This window comes from Enterobacter sp. NFIX59 (assembly GCF_900113755.1).
GTDB lineage: Bacteria > Pseudomonadota > Gammaproteobacteria > Enterobacterales > Enterobacteriaceae > Enterobacter > Enterobacter pseudoroggenkampii.
Map to the genome: position 1 here is coordinate 62,798 of NZ_FOQN01000001.1, position 17,221 is coordinate 80,018.

Below are 17,221 nucleotides of genomic sequence, written 5' to 3' on the forward strand. Positions count from 1 at the left end.
GGGAAGAGAGTCACAGCTTATTTAATTTCCAGCTCGTTCATTGCAGCGATGTTGAAGCCGCCGTCAACGTGAACCACTTCGCCGGAGATACCCGCGGAAAGGTCAGAGCACAGGAATGCTGCAGAGTTACCCACATCTTCAATGGTAACGGTACGACGAATCGGGGTAACCGCTTCGCAGTGTGCCAGCATTTTACGGAAATCTTTAATACCGGAAGCGGCCAGGGTGCGGATAGGACCTGCAGAGATGGCGTTAACGCGCACGCCTTCAGGACCCATTGCGTTCGCCATGTAGCGTACGTTCGCTTCCAGAGACGCTTTAGCCAGACCCATAACGTTGTAGTTAGGGATAGCACGTTCAGCGCCCAGGTAGGACAGGGTCAGCAGGGCTGCGCCCGGGTTCAGCATCGCGCGGCAGGATTTCGCCATCGCAACGAAGCTGTAGGAGCTGATGTCGTGCGCGATTTTGAAGCCATCACGGGTAACCGCATTCACGTAGTCGCCGTCCAGCTGGTCGCCAGGAGCGAAGCCGATGGAGTGAACGAAACCGTCGAATTTAGGCCATGCTTTTGCCAGTTCAGCAAACATGCCGTCGATGCTTTCGTCTTGTGCAACGTCACATTCCAGAACAATGCTGGAACCCAGCTGCGCGGCAAACTCTTCAACACGGCCTTTCAGCTTGTCGTTCTGGTAGGTGAACGCCAGCTCAGCGCCTTCGCGATGCATTGCCTGTGCGATGCCGTATGCGATGGACAGTTTGCTGGCAACGCCAGTCACCAGAATGCGCTTACCGGAAAGAAAACCCATAGCTTTAATCCTTATATTCATTGCTAATTTTGCCTTGTAATTCATAGCGTTACAGGCAGTATTTCAAAATCATTCGAAATTAGCTCGAAATTATAGCCCACTCACAGCCCCTTGTGTCACGATATTTCTCGCACTTCTCCGAAGACGCCTGCCCCGAAGAATGCACCGCGGACTCGCGGGGGCTCAAAATTTCAGCATTCGTCCAGTATATCACCCGGCAACAGCTTCGCCTCATCCAACCAGAGAGGCAGCGTGATTCCGCCAGGGTATTCACGCTTTCCTGATGTTGTCGACGAAACGCGCAATGACGATAAAGAAAACTGGTACGAAGAAGATCGCGAGAAGCGTACCGCTAATCATGCCGCCAAATACGCCGGTACCGATGGCATGCTGCGTACTGTCGCTCGCCCCCCTGGCCAGCATCAACGGAACAACCCCTAAGCTGAAGGCTAACGATGTCATCAGAATCGGACGCAGGCGCTGGCTGGCGGCATGAATGGTTGCCGCCAGCAGGGGCTGCCCCTGGCGATGGAGCTGCCTGGCAAATTCAACAATCAGAATGGCGTTCTTGGCCGACAGGCCGATAAGCGTAATCAGGCCGACCTTAAAGAAAACGTCATTCGTCATGCCGGCAACAAACACCGCTATCACCGCGCCGATAAGACCCAACGGAACGACCAGCATGACCGCAAAAGGAACAGACCAGCTCTCATACAGGGCGGCGAGCACCATAAACACGACCAGTATCGACAGGACAATAAGGCCCGGAAGCTGAGATTCCGATTTTCTCTCCTGCAATGCACTCCCGGCCCACTCGCCCGCCATGCCCTGAGGTAACTCTCTGGACAAACTCTCCATAACCTTCATTGCGGTGCCGCTGGATACTCCTGACGCCGCATTTCCGGTAATGCGAAGAGCAGAATAACCCTGATAGCGCGTCAACTGCTGCGGCGCAACGTTCCAGGAGATCGTCACGAACGTTGATAACGGCACCATCTCACCCATCCGGTTTTTCACTGATAGTTTCAGTATCTGCTCAGGCTGCATTCGGTAGGGCGCATCGGCCTGAATAATCACCTGTTGAACGCGGCCGTTGTTCGTATAGTCATTGACGTAATTTGAGCCCAGGGTGACGGAGAGCGTCTGGTTGATTTCATCAAATGAGACGGCCATCGCTTCCGCTTTTTCCCGGTCAACCTGGAGCGCAAGGCTGGTTCCTTCCGGCAGACCGTCTATATAGACGTCACTCAGTTCAGGACGCTGATTGGCTTGCAGGACCAGCGCGTCGGCAGCGCGCTTTAACGCCTCGTAGCCCAGTCCTGCTCTGTCCTGCACGTACCAGGTGAAGCCCGAGGAGGTGCCCATATCTGAAATGGCCGGCGGGAGCAGGCTCATCGTGACGGCATCAGAGACGTTCGCCATGCTGTCCTGTATATGTTCGGCTTCATCCTGGGCCGTCGAGCCCTGCCGGTTTTTCCAGTCCTTCAGCGTGGTGAAGGCCATAGCCGAATTCGGTCCTGAACCTGAAAATCCAAAACCCAGGATCATAATGTTGCTTTCAATATCCGGTCGGGCCGTAATTTCCTCTTCAAACTTTTTAACCACGTTAAGGGTGCGCTGCATCGTGGCATCAGAAGGCAGCTGGATTGAGGACATAAAGTAGCCCTGATCTTCGTCCGGCAGAAAGGACGACGGTAACGAAGACAATCCCAAAAACAGCGCAGCACAAAGCGCAACGTACAGGAGCAGCATACGCCCGGTTCGCTTCAGAACGGCACCCAGCCCGGCTTCGTAACAGACGGTGAGCGAACGGAAGCGCGCATTAAACCCTGCCGCGAACCGTCCACTTCCGCTCTTTCCTGCCTTGTGCGGCTTGAGTAACGTTGCGCACAGGGCAGGGGTCAGCGTCAGGGCAAGAAACGCGGACAGCAGTATGGAGACTGCCATAGAAATACAAAATTGCCGGTAGATAATCCCGACGGACCCTTCAGCAAACCCCATGGGGATAAAGACGGCGGTGAGCACCAGCGTGATCCCGATAATCGCCGGGGTGATCTCCTGCATGGCTTGCCGGGTAGCGTCCCGTGGGGACAGACTTTTTTCCTCCATCAGTCGTTCAACGTTCTCCACAACCACAATGGCATCATCAACGATAATCCCTATCGCCAGCACCATGCCGAACATCGTCAGAATATTGATGGAGTATCCGCTCAATAACATCACCGTGAAGGTACCAAGAAGTGCGACGGGAGCAACAATCGCCGGGATAAGCGTACAGCGTATCTTGTGCAGAAACAGCAGCATAACCAGAAAGACGAGGACCATCGCTTCCACAAATGTCTGAACAACCTTCACGATAGAAAGTTTCACAAACGGCGCGGTATCGAAAGGAACCGTAAACACCATTCCGTCGGGTAACACCCGGGAAAGCTCGTCGATGCGCGCACGCACGCCTGAAGCCGTACTCATTGCATTGGCGCCTGGCGACAGCTGGATTGCCGCCGCCGTCGAGGGCACGCCATTTTCACGGATACCAAAAGCGTAGCTTTGTAGGCCGGATTCAATCCGCGCAATGTCGGATAATTTCAGGCGGGCGCCGGATGCGTCAGATTTCAGGGTGATATTCCTGAACGCCTCGACCGAGGAGAGCTGTCCCTTTACGGTGATGGGATACGTTACCCCTTGTCCTTCAGATGCGGGCTCATCTCCCGTTTTGCCGGGCGAAACCAGGGCATTTTGCTGGCCAACAGCAGTAAGCACATCGCTCACCGAAAGGCCGTAGCTGTGGAGCTTCATTGGATCCAGCCAGATACGCAGCGCTTTTTCGCCGCCAAACAGCTGAACTTTCCCTACGCCGGGCACGCGACGAAGCTCGTCACTAACGCTTCGGGCAAAATAGTCGCTTAAGTCGGCTTCCTCTAATTGACCGTTGGTGGACTTCAGCCCCACCATCATTAAAAATCCAGAATTAGCGGCCTCGACGTTAATGCCATTTTGTCTTACCGCCTGAGGAAGACGAGGCTCGACGATCTTAATCTGATTCTGTAGATCCATCTGTGCCAGCTTGATGTCCGTGCCGGGTTTAAACGTGACGGTAATCGATGCTGAGCCGGTTGTGTCACTGGATGATTCGAAATAGAGCAAGTTATCGACTCCAGAGATTTCTCGCTCAATTAACGACACCACCGACGTATTCATGATATCGGGGCTGGCCCCCGGGTAACTGACGGAAATGATGATACCTGGCGGTGCCACCGCCGGATACTGCGCAACCGGCAAACGAGGAATAGACAGGAGACCCGTCAGGACGATAAACAGCGCCACTACCCAGGCGAAAATGGGACGTTCGATAAAAAAATGAGGCATTGAGTTATTTTTTTGCAAAAGAGTGAGATAGAGACTCTACCGCGCACCTGTTTAGCGGAAGTGGGCGGTTTATGGAGGCCGTGTGGATCAAGGGCTCAAATCATTCTCATAATGAGGTACAGCGGTGATCCGCCAAAAAAAATGATCAAATAACATTCGTAATAAAAGACCAGATCCTCGATATCGGGCATCGCGTTTAACAGCACGGTGAACGTAATAATGAGATAAACAAAAATCACCATCAGCCAGAAGGCGACGACAAATAGCTCAGTTAGCGCACCAGCTTTATTTTGGATGATCAGTGAGACCACCGACAACGCGATGCAGCCATAGATAATAGGGGAAGAGAGCAGCGTCGAGGCGACTTTTTCATCCACTCTGTGTACCAGCACCAGCCAGGTATAAAGTAATCCCCACGACAGCAGGAGAAACAGGGAATATATGCCCAGTTTTTTAGGAGAGAAATATTTTGAAAGTTCCATGTTCATTATTGCAGCCAACTTCATAAAATCTTTAAGAAACAGTGGTAATTTGCAGCGCGCAATGCACAACGCGTTATGCCTCAATAGCGATTTTGAACGGACATTGTCGAGTCTTTATTGACTGAATGTGTAGGCTGTGTGGAGAAATAACCGGGCATTTAAATCAACCGGGAAATTTTCGTGACTACGGCACTTTTTCCCGGAGGCTGTGTCTTATTGTGCTAAAGATATCTGATAGCGTGCTTAAAGGGATTTCACCCGCGGAGATAATATGAACAAAAATACGCTGATCCTTGTTGTTGAAGATGAAGACGAAATCGCCGATATACTGATGAGCTACTTAGAGCGTTCGGGAATGAAAACGCTGAGGGCCAGGCAGGGCGAGCAGGCGATAACGCTCAATCGCCTCCATAAACCGGATCTCATCTTGCTGGACATTCACCTGCCCGTGTGTGACGGCTGGAGCGTGCTTACTACGCTTCGCCATGAAAGTGCTGTCCCCGTCATTATGGTTTCCGCTCTCGATCAGGACGTCGATAAGCTTATGGGTCTGAGGCTCGGGGCGGATGATTACGTAATCAAACCCTTTAACCCCTCTGAGGTTGTCGCACGGGTTGAGGCGGTGCTACGCAGGACAAAACCTGCGCTTCAGCAGGCGGGTTCCCTGCCACTCAGAACGCCATTTATTACGGTCTATCCGGATGATTTCTACGTGGAAGTCACCGTGGGCGAAGAGGTTATCTCCCCGGTATTAACGACGACCGAATTTAAATTACTTACCTGGCTGGTGCGTTATCCGCGAAAGGTCTGTTCCCGTGAAGAGTTACTCAACGCGTGTCTGCCGGAAGGCGATACGCTCGACAGAACGGTCGATAGCCATATGAGCAAGTTGCGTAAAAAACTGGAGCTTGCCGGTCTTTACGGTGTACCCGAGAGCATCAGAGGCATGGGCTACCGGCTTGGGGAAAAGAAATGAATAAAGAGTCTGTCCTGAGTCGTCAGATCTTAACGTATATGCTGTTGCTGACGTTTACGATAATTGCTATCGCCATTCTGGGCTCTTGGTTTTTTTACTCCTTTATTCTGGATCACCTCCCGGGCGGCCCTGCTGCGGGCGATGATGAGCAGATGACGATGTGGGACTGGGCATGGATTGGGACCGCGACTACGATCAGTATGATTATTGCCCTCTTTTTCACGGTTAAACTTTCATCGCGAATACTCACCCCGCTAAACGCCGTCGCGTCCAGCCTGAAAAAGATTTCTCAGGGCGATCTGGATGCCCGGGCATTCTGTGCCAGTTCCCGGCTGGGTGAGATCAATCACCTTGTGACGGATTTCAATGAAATGGCGGAAAAATTACAGACGCTGGACATTCAGAGGAAATCCTGGAATGCGGCTATTGCGCATGAGCTGAGAACCCCGGTCACGATCTTACGCGGAAGGCTTCAGGGGTTGGTTGACGGTGTTTTTACCCCGGACCCGGTGCTGTTTAATAATCTTCTCAAACAGACGGAAGGGTTAACCCGCCTGATAGAAGATCTCCGGGTTGTCAGTTCGGATGGCGGGGCGGGATACACGCTATACCAGTCCAGAACGGATTTAAAAGAGACAATACAGGACGCGCTCGATACCTTCATGCCCGAGTTCAGCCGTAAGGCATTTACCGTCAATACAGAACTGAGGGATCAGCAATGTGTATTCGATCCGTTACGCATCAATCAGTGTCTGACCGTTTTATTTGACAATGCCTTACACTATTCAACCTCGCGCAAACTCATCGTGAAAAATGGCGTTTCTGATAAAGGCAATTATATCCTTATTCAGGACGGGGGACCGGGCATTCCCAGGGAATTTCATGATTTCTTATTTCAGCCCTTTCAGCGCGATAATGGCGCCAGACAGTTGAACCCGGAAGGCTGTGGTTTGGGCTTGTCGGTGGTAAAAGCCATCATGCTGGCGCATGGTGGCGATGTTACCTATACCTTATCGACGCAAAACCACTCGATATTTAAACTTACCTGGCCCGACTCGTGAGTTTCAGCGGCAGGTCAAATGCACCTGCCGGCGATAAATGCCATATTTTTCCTAACTTAGCATCCCATTCCTGCGGGGTAATCGTCAGTTTACCGCGTCTCGGGCTTAAGGTTATTTCACTGAAATAGATGTCATCTTTTTTTAGCATGAGGTCAACGCGGCAGTAGTCAATGCCATCCGCCAGCTCCTGGGATGCCAGCAACGCTTGTCGAAACAAGACCGGTTCGTCTGGATTTACTGAAGTATTCGGATACTCCATCTGGAAGGGTTGTAAGTTCCAGTGCCTGTCGTAAACGTTGATAAAACCGTTGCCGTTATCATCCGTAAAATCCGCTTCAACATAGTGGGCAACGCCATGAAAACAATGGATCCTCAGCATTTCGGGCGTCGTATTCCTGTCAGCATCATCGAAGAGATCGACGAACGGCTCGCAAAGTATACTCGGCGTAATGTTTTTGTACTGCCACTCACGCGTGGTGTAGTACAAATTTTTCTTTAACGCGAGGCTCAGTTTTTTACGCGCTTTCTTGTCGTTAAATTGCGCTTTGTTCGTACATATTATTGTGCTGCCACTATCATGGTTGCACTTAAGGACGAATTTGTCAGGGAGCACGGAAAAATCAATCTGCGACGCCCTGGTATAAACGCCAATTAATGGCACCGTTTTCACGCGCTTTGTTCTGGAGGAAACGTATGCCCGAACGGCGAGTTTATCGGCAAGCATCGTGTAGAGGTTATTATGGTCATAGACCAGACGATGACATATTTTTTCACTCAACGTCGTGGGTGATTGAATATCAGGTTTTTTCCCGGATGTTTTCTTGAGCCTCACAGTATGAAAGTGCAGGTCCGTCATTAAGAATGAACGGCATTTTCTGATGAGATACTCGGTATATTTGAGAACGTAAGTGGCGTTGTTCATTTCTTCTCCTCCGTAATGTCCGGATATTCTGGAGAAGAACTGTTGATTGATATTGCTTAAAAGATGGAGCAGGGATGGAGACGAAAATTTAAAGGATTAAATAGCGTGTAAAGGCTATTTAATCCTTATTGAGCGGTGCTACGTTTGTTTACCGGTCTTTGCGCCATGCATCGGCGGTTAATGCTTCACCGAAATGACCGGCTATCAGTCGTTTTGTCAGCTCATGAAGCGGGGAGGCCATCACATCCGCCGTGCTGCCGCGCTCGACAACCTCTCCCTGATGCATGACCATCACCTGATCGCTGATGTGCTTCATCATTCCCAGATGTTGGGTGACGTAGATATACGAGATCCCCTGTTTTTCCTGCAATTCCAGCATCAGGTTAATCAGCTGAGAGCGCATCGACATATCCAGCGAGGCAAGCGCTTCATCAGCAATGATCACTTTTGGCCGCAATATCAACGCACGCGCCAGACCCAGACGCTGTTTCTGGCCGGGGGCCAGCATATGCGGGTAGTAGCTTTCGTGATCCGGTAACAGCCCAACCATGCGCAGAGTTTCAAATACGCGCTTACGGCGCGCCTCTGGCTCCAGGTCGGTGTTCAGACGCAGCGGAAAATCGAGGATCTGCGAAATGCGCTGGCGTGGATTAAGCGAGGTAGACGGATCCTGGAAGATCATGCGGATGCGCTGGCTGCGGAAAGAGTAATCCCCGAACGTCAGAGGATGATCGTCAATCAACACTTCGCCTGCCGTCGGTTCAACCATGCCGGCGAGCATTTTTGCCAGGGTGGATTTCCCGGAACCGTTTTCGCCAATGATCGCCAGCGTCTGTTTTTCACGCAGCGTAAAGCTCAGCGGCTTCACCGCGTCGACAGTTTGGCGATGAAACAGCCCCGTGCGGTAGCGAAAGGTCTTACTCAGGTTGCGGACTTCCAGTAAGGTTTCGACCATTTCACTCTCTCTCCATGTTCAGCGGGAAATGACAGGCGTAAAGATGATTTTTCGCCCCGGTCAGGCGTGGCGTCTCGATACATTTACGCTGAGCATAGGGACACCGCGGCCCCAGACGACAGCCTATCGGCAGGGATTCCAGCAGCGGAATCGCCCCCGGCAGGGTATTCAGGCGGCTTTTATGCGGCATTGCGCTGCCAAAATCCGGAATCGCACGGATAAGCGCCTGCGTATACGGATGATGCGGCGCGGTGATCAGGTCTTCACTCGGCGCGGTTTCGACCGTTTGCCCGCAGTACATCACGTCAATTTTATCCGCCCATTTGCTGAGCATTTGCAGGTCATGGCTGATCAGCAAAATGGTGGTGTTGTTATTCTGGTTGAGACGCGACAGCAGGCGGAAGATTTGCGCCTGCGTGGTGGGTTCCATCGCGTTGGTGGGCTCATCCGCAATCAGCAAACGCGGCTGATTAGCCAGCGCGATGGCAATCATCACTTTCTGACATTCGCCGTCGGTCAGCTCGTACGGGAAGCTGCGCATCGCATCTTTGTGATCTTTTATCCCGACGCGGTGTAAAAGCTCGATGGCGCGACGCTTGCGCCAGCCAACGCGCTGCCACCAGCGGCCTTTATAGGTCCAGCCGGGGATGTTTTGCATCAGCTGTTTGCCCACGCGTTCGGACGGGTCGAGACAGGACTGCGGCTCCTGGAAAATCATCGAGACGTTATGCCCGACCAGCTTACGCCGCTCGCGGGGGGAGAGGCGCAGCAGATCGATATCATCAAAACGCATACGGTCTGCGGTGACGCGCCAGTTGTCTTTCGCTACGCCGCAGATGGCTTTGGCGATCAGGCTTTTGCCTGAGCCGGATTCACCCACCAGCCCACGAATTTCACCCTCGGCGAGGGTAATGCTGATGCGATCGACGGCTTTAACCCAGCCTTCACCGGTTTTGAATTCAATGGTGAGGTTGCGAATATCAAGAAGCGGCATTATTGCACCCCCGCATTAATTGCACGGCGAATACCGTCGCCCAGCAGGTTGATGAGCAGCACGCTCACCATAATGGCCGCACCCGGCAGCATAACCGTCCACGGTGCCACGTAAATTAACTCCAGCGCGTCACCGAGCATCGCACCCCATTCGGGCGACGGCAGCTGCGCGCCGAGGTCGAGGAAGCCGAGCGCCGCGATGTCCAGGATCGCCATCGACAGGGCGCGGGTGATCTCAGTGACCAGCCCGGCGGCGATGTTAGGCAGCACGGCAAACCAGAGAATGTTGAAGGTCGTCGCGCCGTCCAGACGGGCTGCGACGACATACTCTTTTTCCAGTTCATCATGCACCATGCTGTAAACCGAGCGCACGATGCGGGGCAGGATAGCCAGCCAGACGGCGAACATGGCATGCGACAGATGGGGACCGGCAAAGGCAACCACAATGATCGCCAGCAGCAGGGACGGAATCGACAGCAGCGTATCCAGTATGTGGTTAAGCACCGCCGAGCGCAGGCCATGTGTGGATCCTGCAAAAATACCGAGCGCCAGCCCGCAGATCGTTGCCGCGAGCGTCACCACAAATGCGCCGCCAACCGTCGGGGCTGCACCGCTCAGCAGGCGGCTCAACACGTCACGTCCGAGATCGTCCGTTCCCAGGAAGAAAGAGACTTCACCGTAGCGCGACCAGGACGGTGGCAGCAGCTGATAGCCAAGGAACTGCTGGTCAATGCCGTACGGTGCAAACCACGCGCCAAAGACGCACAGCAACACCAGACCGGCACAGCCATAAAGGCCGATCATTGCCGTGGTGTCACCATAGAATTTACGCCACACGGTACGCAGCACGCCGGGCGTGCGCTTTTCACTGTATACGCTATCGTAAGGCATACCATTCCTTATGCTTCAATGGGTTAGCCATAGCACCCAGAATATCGGACAACACGTTGACAATAATCACCAGCGAACCAATCACCATCACACCCGCAGAAATAGCGGCGTAGTCCTGCTGGCGAATGGCGTTAATCAGCCATCGCCCAAGGCCTGGCCAGCTAAAGACCATCTCGGTGATCATGGCCAGCGTCAGCATGGTGGAAAACTGTAATCCAAGACGCGGAATAACCGGCGGTAGCGCGTTGTGCAGGACGTTGCGGCGCAGTATGGTCAGGCGTGACAACCCGCGCGTGGCGGCGGCTTTGACGTAGTTCTGGTCAAATACCTCAATGGTGCTCAGGCGCATCAGGCGGATCACTTCGGTTGTCGGCGCAACCGCCAGGGTCAGCACCGGCAGTACCATATGGCGCAGGGCGCTGACGATCATCTCGTGGCGCCACACCGAATCGGACAGCCACGCGTCAATAATGGCAAAACCCGTCACCGTTTTAACCGTATAGAGCAGGTCAAAACGCCCCGAAACCGGCAGCCAGCCCATCGTCAGCGAGAAGAAGAGCGTCAGCAGCAGCGCCAGCCAGAATACCGGGATGGAGAAGCCGAACAGGGCGAGGGCGCTGATAAACTTATCCTGCCATTTGTTGCGATAGATCCCGGCCAGCATGCCCACGGGAATGCCAACCATCAGGGCAAAGCCGAAGGCCAGAATGCACAGCTCCATCGTGGCCGGGAACACCTCTTTCAACTGCTGGGAAATCAGCTGCCCGTTAATGCTGGACACGCCGAAATCCCAGTGCAGCAGCCCGTTAAACCAGAAGAGCCAGGCATCCCACAGCGACGACCCCTGAAGCGGGGCATGGGGCGTGAAATAGCTCAGGCTGAAGCCGACAAAGTTCAGGAAAAAGAGCGTCACCAGCAGCAAAAGGAGCCGACGTAAGGTAAAAATAATCATGGTTTTTTCACCTCTTGTTCTTTTTCACGCGACACGCCGGCGAACGAGGCGTTGCCGAACGGGCTCAGTACCAGGCCTTTAATATCATAACGATAGGCCTGAAGACGCAGGGAAGAGGCCAGCGGCAGCACCGGCAGTTCCTGGGCGAGGATCTTCTGCGCTTCATCATAGGCGTCAATACGTGAGGCCAGCTGCTGGGAAGCCAGCGCTTTTTGCAGCACGGCGTCAAACTCCCGGTTACACCAGTGGGCGTAGTTGGTCTGCGAGTTTATCGCCGCACAGCTCAGTAGCGGCCGGAAGAAGCTGTCCGGATCGTTACTGTCGGTCGCCCAGCCGGTCAGGGTTAAATCATGATTCATGTCCATCAGGCGCGCCTCCTGGAAACGGCCCTCAACCGGTACAATGATCACTTTCACGCCCACCTGTGCCATATCTGCCTGCAGCAGTTCGGCGGTCTTGAGCGGGCTGGGGTTCCACGCCTGGGAACTGGTGGGCACCCAAAGCTGCAGCGTCAGGTTTTCTGCCCCCAGCGCTTTCAGCTGTTCACGCGCTTTTGCCGGATTGTATTCCGTAATTTTAGCTTCACCGTCATAGGCCCACGAGGCGCGCGGTAAAATTGAGGCGGCGGTTTCCGCCGTGCCGTAGTAGATCGACTGCATCAGGCGCTGGTTGTTAATGGCCAGCGCCAGAGCGTGCCGAACGGCAGGGTTATTCAACGGCGGTTTATCTGTGTTAAAGGCCAGATACGCGATGTTCATCCCCGGGCGTAGCGTCAGACGCAGGCGCGGATCGTCGCGCAAAATCGTGAGCTGGCTGGCCGCGGGCCAGGCAAGGACGTCACATTCCCCGGTGAGCAATTTCGACAGACGTCCCGTTCCGCCAGAGCCGAGATCCACCACCACCTGCGGCATCAGCGGCGTACCGCGCCAGAAGTGTTCATGGCGCTGCAGACGAATATATTGACCGGCGCGATATTCGGCCAGCTGGAACGGACCGGTGCCAACCGGCTGGCGATCGAGCAGTTCCTGACGATCTTTTTTCGTCAGGTTCGCCGCGTATTCTGCCGACATGACGGATGCATAGTGGGTTGCCAGGTGCCAGAGGAAGGAGGCATCCGGGCGCGTCAACGTGAATTCAACCGTGCGGTTGTCCAGTTTGCGCACGCTTTTCACGGTGTCGGCAAACTGCAGGCTGTCGAAATAGGGGAAATTGCTGCCGTTAACGTTATGCCACGGGTGGTTGCGGTTAAAGATACGCTGGAAGGTGAAGACCACGTCATCTGCGTTCAGCTTGCGCGTGGGGGTAAACCACGGTGTGCGTTGAAACGCGACGTCATCGCGCAGGTGAAAACGGTAGGTAGCGCCGTTATCCAGCACTTCCCAGCTTTCCGCAAGCTCAGGCACCAGACGGTAGGTGTACGGGTCAACATCAAGCAGACGATCGTAAAGCTGCGCGGCAAGGGTATCCACAATCAGGCCGCTGCCCGCTTTTTGCGGGTTGAAGGTATCCACCTGGCCGCTTACGCAATAGACGAAGCCGCTGTCACGAATGTCAGGCTGCGGCGTTAGCCCGGGCGCGGCAAAGGCCAGGCTGCTAAACAGACCAAGTGCAAAAAAGGACGATAAAACCAGACGCATAATTTTTAAGGTATTATATATGAAGTGGCTATCCTACTAATTTTAAACGACATTATCCAGTGTCGTTTAAGCCTGAGGGCATAATGGGGGCAGTAACGTTTGCAGTCGGTCACTCAGCGTCACAACCAGATGCACGTTCATACCTGCAATCCACTTTGAATATACCTCATGGACTATCTTAGCATTTTCGTGGCGCATCTGACTCGCTATAAACGAAGGATTCGCTCCGGCGGATAGCATCAAGCTTGTGAATGTATGCCGCGAATGACAGGAAGACATGTTGTCGCTATCAGATCTGGGATCATACTTTCTGAAGAAAAATAGCTGGTAAAATGCGGCCGTTTATCACCAGATCTGAGAGCAGATCAAGTACGGGTAAGGCAATGGCATACGCACAGTCTAAATAGCATAGAGTAAAAATGCTCACTTTGTTGTTACGTGCGTACCTGCCACCCTGGTTCATTTTTTCAGCACTTTCATAAGCATCATCAGTACAAACGCTATCATTGCAGACAGGCCAAACTTGATCAGAATTGCTGTGAAATCATAGTTATTCATGGCTTCTTCACCATCGCCTGATATCTGGATATGTTGCATGAAAACATCATTAATCCAGCTGTCCGGTAAGAGGATAAAACAGGCAATAAGTAAAACAACGAATTTTATGATTTTCATCTCACACCACATTTACTGAAGTCAGGTACACCACGAACATCAATTTCGATGCAAATACCATTTTGGCTACCCTATTTGGCGGGTTGAATGGTCAGTTCCAGTATTCATATTTCGTCGTCATCACGGCCTTATGTTTTTCCACATACTGTTTACCCGTCCGATCGGCTGGGACAATCGTGGTATCCATATTGGCGCGTGTGCATTCTCCATGCGAGTTCCACTCCTCACACGTTGTCAGGTTTTTTTCAATGGTGAAATACGTCTGGGTCTTGCTCAGGGACAGCTCACGGCCCTCGTTATCGTAGGCATACTCTTCTATGGTTGAGGGGGACTCGGTTTTGATCAGGCGATCATTGTCATCATAGCTGTATACAGTTGTATTGTTATCTATTGCCAAACTTCCTTTGCTTACCACCCTTGCCAGCAACCCTGATGAATTGAATACGTAGTCTATTGTGCCCACTGTGGTTTTATCTTTATCTCCTGGTTTTGTGGCCGCAATAACCGAACGATTAACCACGTGGCTGATAAGTCCTTTGTTGTTCAGCTGGTACATTCCCTCCAGCGTCTGCCGATATAATTGTGTGGCCTTCTGACTGTTGTTATCGACTATTACGCCGTTCGCATCCAACTGAATGCGCCAGCCAAATTCCGTTCTGTTTAACTGAATTTCATTGGTAGTCGTGAAAACATTTTTCGGGCCCGGTGAGGTTTTGACCTCTTTAACACTGCTGCCAGTGAGCTCACCGCATGGATTAAAGTTGCTTTGAACCGATGCGCGGATATACCCATCAGGGCTATCAACAGTGATTTCCACTGACTTAGGGATTTCGGTTCTTGTCTGCTGGTTCAGGAGGATGAAGTTGTTCAGTTTGTTTTTAGCGAAAGTTTCCGCTGTGCATTGTGCTGCATAAGTCTGAAATGAGCAGAGGGATAGAAAAGTAATAAATAGGTTTTTATTATTGAATGGCATTGTTTGTTGTCCTAAGGAGTAGAGCAGTTATCCAGGCTTGGCTTTGTAAAATGTCTGCTGTTAAATGCTGATATTGTCAGCGCATTTGATGCTTTTTAAGCAATGCCCTTAACTGATGGTAGGTCAGACCCAGCAGTTCAGCCGCCCGTTTCTGGTTGTATTTCGCCATCTTCAGGCTTTGCTCCAGCAGCTGTTTCTCCTGGTCGTGCTGGAACTGGCGTAAATCAAGGGGGAGAGTAGGGTGATCGCCTGAAGACGTTGGCACGGTCAGAGACGGTACGCTGCGCTGAAAAGGATCGATAATGATGTTGTCCAGCTCCGTCTCGCTGCTGCCGTGGCGATAGACGGAACGCTCCACGACGTTTTTCAGTTCGCGGATATTTCCCGGCCAGTGGTAAGCAAGCAGCGTCTCCTGTGCATAATCGCTGAAGCCGGGGAACAGCGGCAGTCCGAGCTCGCGGCACATCTGAATCGCAAACTGGTCTGCCAGCAGCATGATGTCGCTTTTGCGCTCGCGCAGCGGAGGAAGCTGAACGACGTCAAAGGCCAGGCGGTCAAGCAGGTCGGCACGGAATTTCTCCTCCGCCACCATCTCCGGCAGGTTGGCGTTCGTGGCGCACACCAGGCGCACGTTGACCTGCAGCGGCTGGCTACCGCCGACGCGCTCCAGCTCGCCGTATTCAATCACGCGCAGCAGTTTCTCCTGTACCAGCATGGGCGCGGTGGCCAGTTCATCAAGAAACAGCGTACCGCCGTCGGCGCGCTCAAAGCGTCCGGGATGACGCTTCTGGGCACCGGTAAACGCGCCCGCTTCATGGCCGAAGAGCTCGGTATCGAGCAGGTTTTCATTAAGCGCCGCACAGTTAAGGGAAATGAAGGGGCCGTCCCAGCGCCCGGATAAATAGTGCAGACGGTTAGCTATCAATTCCTTTCCCGTTCCGCGTTCACCGATGATCAGTACCGGTTTGTTGAGCGGCGCCAGGCGAGAAACCTGTTCCAGCACTTCCAGAAAACTGTTTGCTTCGCCGAGTAAATTGTCTTTGTATCCAGGCATGATGAAATTAACCACTCCTTAGCGATATTCACCAGGCAAGAATAGTTCTTTACTGCATGAAAATCAATCAGTCTCAGTAAAATCAATAGGATAAAAAGTTGGCATGATGTTTGTATTATCTGTACAGCAGGGCATAGCCCGATAACAGAACTATGAGGATTTGATTATGGGTATTTTTTCTCGTTTTGCCGACATCGTGAACGCCAACATCAACTCACTGCTTGAGAAGGCGGAAGATCCGCAGAAGCTGGTTCGCCTGATGATTCAGGAGATGGAAGACACGCTGGTTGAAGTGCGTTCTACCTCCGCCCGTGCGCTGGCGGAAAAAAAACAGCTTACGCGTCGTATTGAACAAGCTACCGCTCAGCTGAACGAATGGCAGGAAAAAGCGGAACTTGCGCTGCGCAAAGACAAAGAGGATCTGGCCCGCGCGGCGCTGATCGAAAAACAGAAGCTGGCAGAGCTGGTCGCGACGCTCGAGCATGAAGTGACGCTGGTGGATGACACGCTCACCCGTATGAAGAAAGAGATTGGTGAGCTTGAAAACAAACTGAGCGAGACCCGCGCGCGTCAGCAGGCGCTGACCCTGCGTCACCAGGCGGCAAGCTCTTCCCGCGACGTGCGTCGCCAGCTGGACAGCGGTAAGCTTGATGAAGCGATGGCGCGTTTTGAATCGTTTGAACGTCGTATCGACCAGATGGAAGCGGAAGCCGAAAGCCACGGCATCGGTAAGCAGAAGTCACTGGATCAACAGTTCGCCGACCTGAAGGCCGATGATGAAATCAGCGAGCAGCTGGCGGCACTGAAAGCCAAAATGAAGCAAGACAACCAATAATAATTCCTGCGGCACCTGAGCGTGCCGCATCGTAAGACAAGGAGTACACATGAGCGCGCTTTTTCTGGCCATTCCCCTGACAATTTTCGTGCTGTTCGTTTTGCCGATTTGGCTATGGCTGCACTACAGCAACCGTTCTTCACGGGGCGAACTTTCCCAGAGTGAACAACAGCGTCTGGTTCAGCTCTCCGATGAGGCGAACAAAATGCGCGAACGCATTCAGGCGCTGGAAGCCATCCTGGATGCTGAACATCCAAACTGGAGGGACCGTTAATGTCTGGACTGAATCTGAACAAAAAGTTGTGGCGTATTCCGCAGCAGGGCATGGTGCGCGGCGTTTGTGCCGGGCTGGCTCATTATCTTGATGTCCCGGTAAAACTGGTGCGCGTGGTCACGGTGCTATCGATCTTCTTCGGACTGGCGTTTATTACCCTAGTGGCATATATCGTCCTGTCGTTTGTCCTTGACCCGATGCCGGAAGGAGAACTGGCTGCGGAAGGTGCCCCCACCAGCAGCGATCTTCTCAATGCGGTTGATGCGCAACTCTCCGCCGGTGAGAAGCGGCTACGGGAAATGGAACGCTATGTCACGTCGGATACCTTTACGCTGAGAAGTCGTTTTCGTCAGCTTTAAGAGAGAGATG

The 17,221-nt window shown here is 52.9% G+C and carries 17 protein-coding genes and 1 pseudogene; 5 read left to right on the forward strand and 13 right to left on the reverse strand.

All coding sequences use genetic code 11. From position 1 onward, the window contains the following. Window positions 1-17 precede the first annotated feature (17 nt). The 3 genes from fabI to BM007_RS00335 all read right to left on the reverse strand — a co-directional run bounded on the left by fabI (window position 18) and on the right by BM007_RS00335 (window position 4,654). Window positions 18-806, reverse strand: coding sequence for an enoyl-ACP reductase FabI (fabI, locus tag BM007_RS00325; RefSeq protein ID WP_003856831.1), 789 nt, complete (start codon window positions 804-806; stop codon window positions 18-20). A gap of 270 nt (window positions 807-1,076) precedes the next feature. Continuing rightward, a complete protein-coding gene (locus BM007_RS00330; protein WP_090418153.1) occupies window positions 1,077-4,172 on the reverse strand; it encodes a multidrug efflux RND transporter permease subunit in 3,096 nt (1,031 codons plus the stop codon). Window positions 4,173-4,267: 95 nt separating this feature from the next. Then, entirely contained in the window at window positions 4,268-4,654 is a 387-nt protein-coding gene (locus BM007_RS00335) for a colistin resistant protein CrrC (protein ID WP_024907132.1), read from the reverse strand. Between the two features lie 271 nt (window positions 4,655-4,925). Here BM007_RS00335 and BM007_RS00340 point away from each other — a divergent pair, with 271 nt between their 5' ends. Both BM007_RS00340 and BM007_RS00345 read left to right on the forward strand, forming a co-directional pair. Further along, entirely contained in the window at window positions 4,926-5,630 is a 705-nt protein-coding gene (locus tag BM007_RS00340) for a response regulator (RefSeq protein WP_024907133.1), read from the forward strand. Then, window positions 5,627-6,691: an ATP-binding protein gene (locus BM007_RS00345; protein WP_090416703.1), complete on the forward strand. Its 1,065-nt coding sequence runs from the start codon at window positions 5,627-5,629 to the stop codon at window positions 6,689-6,691. Before BM007_RS00340 ends, BM007_RS00345 begins: the two co-directional genes overlap by 4 nt. Here BM007_RS00345 and BM007_RS00350 read toward each other — a convergent pair. From BM007_RS00350 to pspF, 10 genes and pseudogenes are all read right to left on the reverse strand, one after another. Continuing rightward, a complete protein-coding gene (locus BM007_RS00350; RefSeq protein WP_090416705.1) occupies window positions 6,672-7,613 on the reverse strand; it encodes an ATP-grasp fold amidoligase family protein in 942 nt (313 codons plus the stop codon). The two genes, BM007_RS00345 and BM007_RS00350, sit on opposite strands and share 20 nt — an antisense overlap. 148 nt (window positions 7,614-7,761) lie before the next feature. Further along, the gene (gene sapF, locus BM007_RS00355; RefSeq protein WP_023312051.1) at window positions 7,762-8,568 is read right to left on the reverse strand and encodes a putrescine export ABC transporter ATP-binding protein SapF; all 807 of its coding nucleotides are present in this window, start codon (window positions 8,566-8,568) and stop codon (window positions 7,762-7,764) included. A gap of 1 nt (window position 8,569) precedes the next feature. Continuing rightward, window positions 8,570-9,562 (reverse strand): putrescine export ABC transporter ATP-binding protein SapD, encoded by a 993-nt coding sequence (gene sapD, locus BM007_RS00360; RefSeq protein WP_008501228.1) that lies wholly within the window; start codon window positions 9,560-9,562, stop codon window positions 8,570-8,572. After that, a complete protein-coding gene (sapC, locus tag BM007_RS00365; protein WP_024907136.1) occupies window positions 9,562-10,452 on the reverse strand; it encodes a putrescine export ABC transporter permease SapC in 891 nt (296 codons plus the stop codon). The genes sapD and sapC overlap by 1 nt, the downstream gene beginning before the upstream one ends. Then, window positions 10,439-11,404, reverse strand: coding sequence for a putrescine export ABC transporter permease SapB (gene sapB / locus BM007_RS00370; RefSeq protein ID WP_024907137.1), 966 nt, complete (start codon window positions 11,402-11,404; stop codon window positions 10,439-10,441). Before sapB ends, sapC begins: the two co-directional genes overlap by 14 nt. Next, the gene (sapA, locus tag BM007_RS00375) at window positions 11,401-13,041 is read right to left on the reverse strand and encodes an ABC transporter substrate-binding protein SapA (protein WP_023312048.1); all 1,641 of its coding nucleotides are present in this window, start codon (window positions 13,039-13,041) and stop codon (window positions 11,401-11,403) included. The genes sapB and sapA overlap by 4 nt, the downstream gene beginning before the upstream one ends. A 66-nt stretch (window positions 13,042-13,107) precedes the next feature. After that, window positions 13,108-13,305 (reverse strand): annotated as a pseudogene (locus tag BM007_RS23305) (site-specific integrase); the annotation flags it as partial. Between the two features lie 195 nt (window positions 13,306-13,500). Then, window positions 13,501-13,716: a hypothetical protein gene (locus tag BM007_RS00380; RefSeq protein ID WP_024907139.1), complete on the reverse strand. Its 216-nt coding sequence runs from the start codon at window positions 13,714-13,716 to the stop codon at window positions 13,501-13,503. Window positions 13,717-13,807: 91 nt separating this feature from the next. Then, window positions 13,808-14,689, reverse strand: a complete 882-nt coding sequence (locus BM007_RS00385) for a hypothetical protein (RefSeq protein WP_090416707.1) — start codon at window positions 14,687-14,689, stop codon at window positions 13,808-13,810. A gap of 76 nt (window positions 14,690-14,765) precedes the next feature. Beyond that, window positions 14,766-15,743 carry a phage shock protein operon transcriptional activator gene (gene pspF, locus BM007_RS00390; RefSeq protein ID WP_024907141.1) on the reverse strand — a complete coding sequence of 326 codons (978 nt, stop codon included), beginning with the start codon at window positions 15,741-15,743 and terminating at the stop codon, window positions 14,766-14,768. Window positions 15,744-15,909: 166 nt separating this feature from the next. On the opposite strand from pspF, the gene pspA reads away from it, so the two are divergent. From pspA to pspC, 3 genes are read left to right on the forward strand one after another with little or no spacing between them, the layout of a single operon-like run. After that, window positions 15,910-16,578 carry a phage shock protein PspA gene (gene pspA / locus BM007_RS00395; RefSeq protein ID WP_021240283.1) on the forward strand — a complete coding sequence of 223 codons (669 nt, stop codon included), beginning with the start codon at window positions 15,910-15,912 and terminating at the stop codon, window positions 16,576-16,578. A gap of 49 nt (window positions 16,579-16,627) precedes the next feature. After that, window positions 16,628-16,852 (forward strand): envelope stress response membrane protein PspB, encoded by a 225-nt coding sequence (gene pspB / locus BM007_RS00400; RefSeq protein WP_023312045.1) that lies wholly within the window; start codon window positions 16,628-16,630, stop codon window positions 16,850-16,852. Next, on the forward strand, window positions 16,852-17,211 hold the full coding sequence (pspC, locus tag BM007_RS00405; RefSeq protein ID WP_090416709.1) for an envelope stress response membrane protein PspC: 360 nt from the start codon (window positions 16,852-16,854) through the stop codon (window positions 17,209-17,211). The genes pspB and pspC overlap by 1 nt, the downstream gene beginning before the upstream one ends. The last annotated feature ends 10 nt before the right edge of the window (window positions 17,212-17,221 follow it).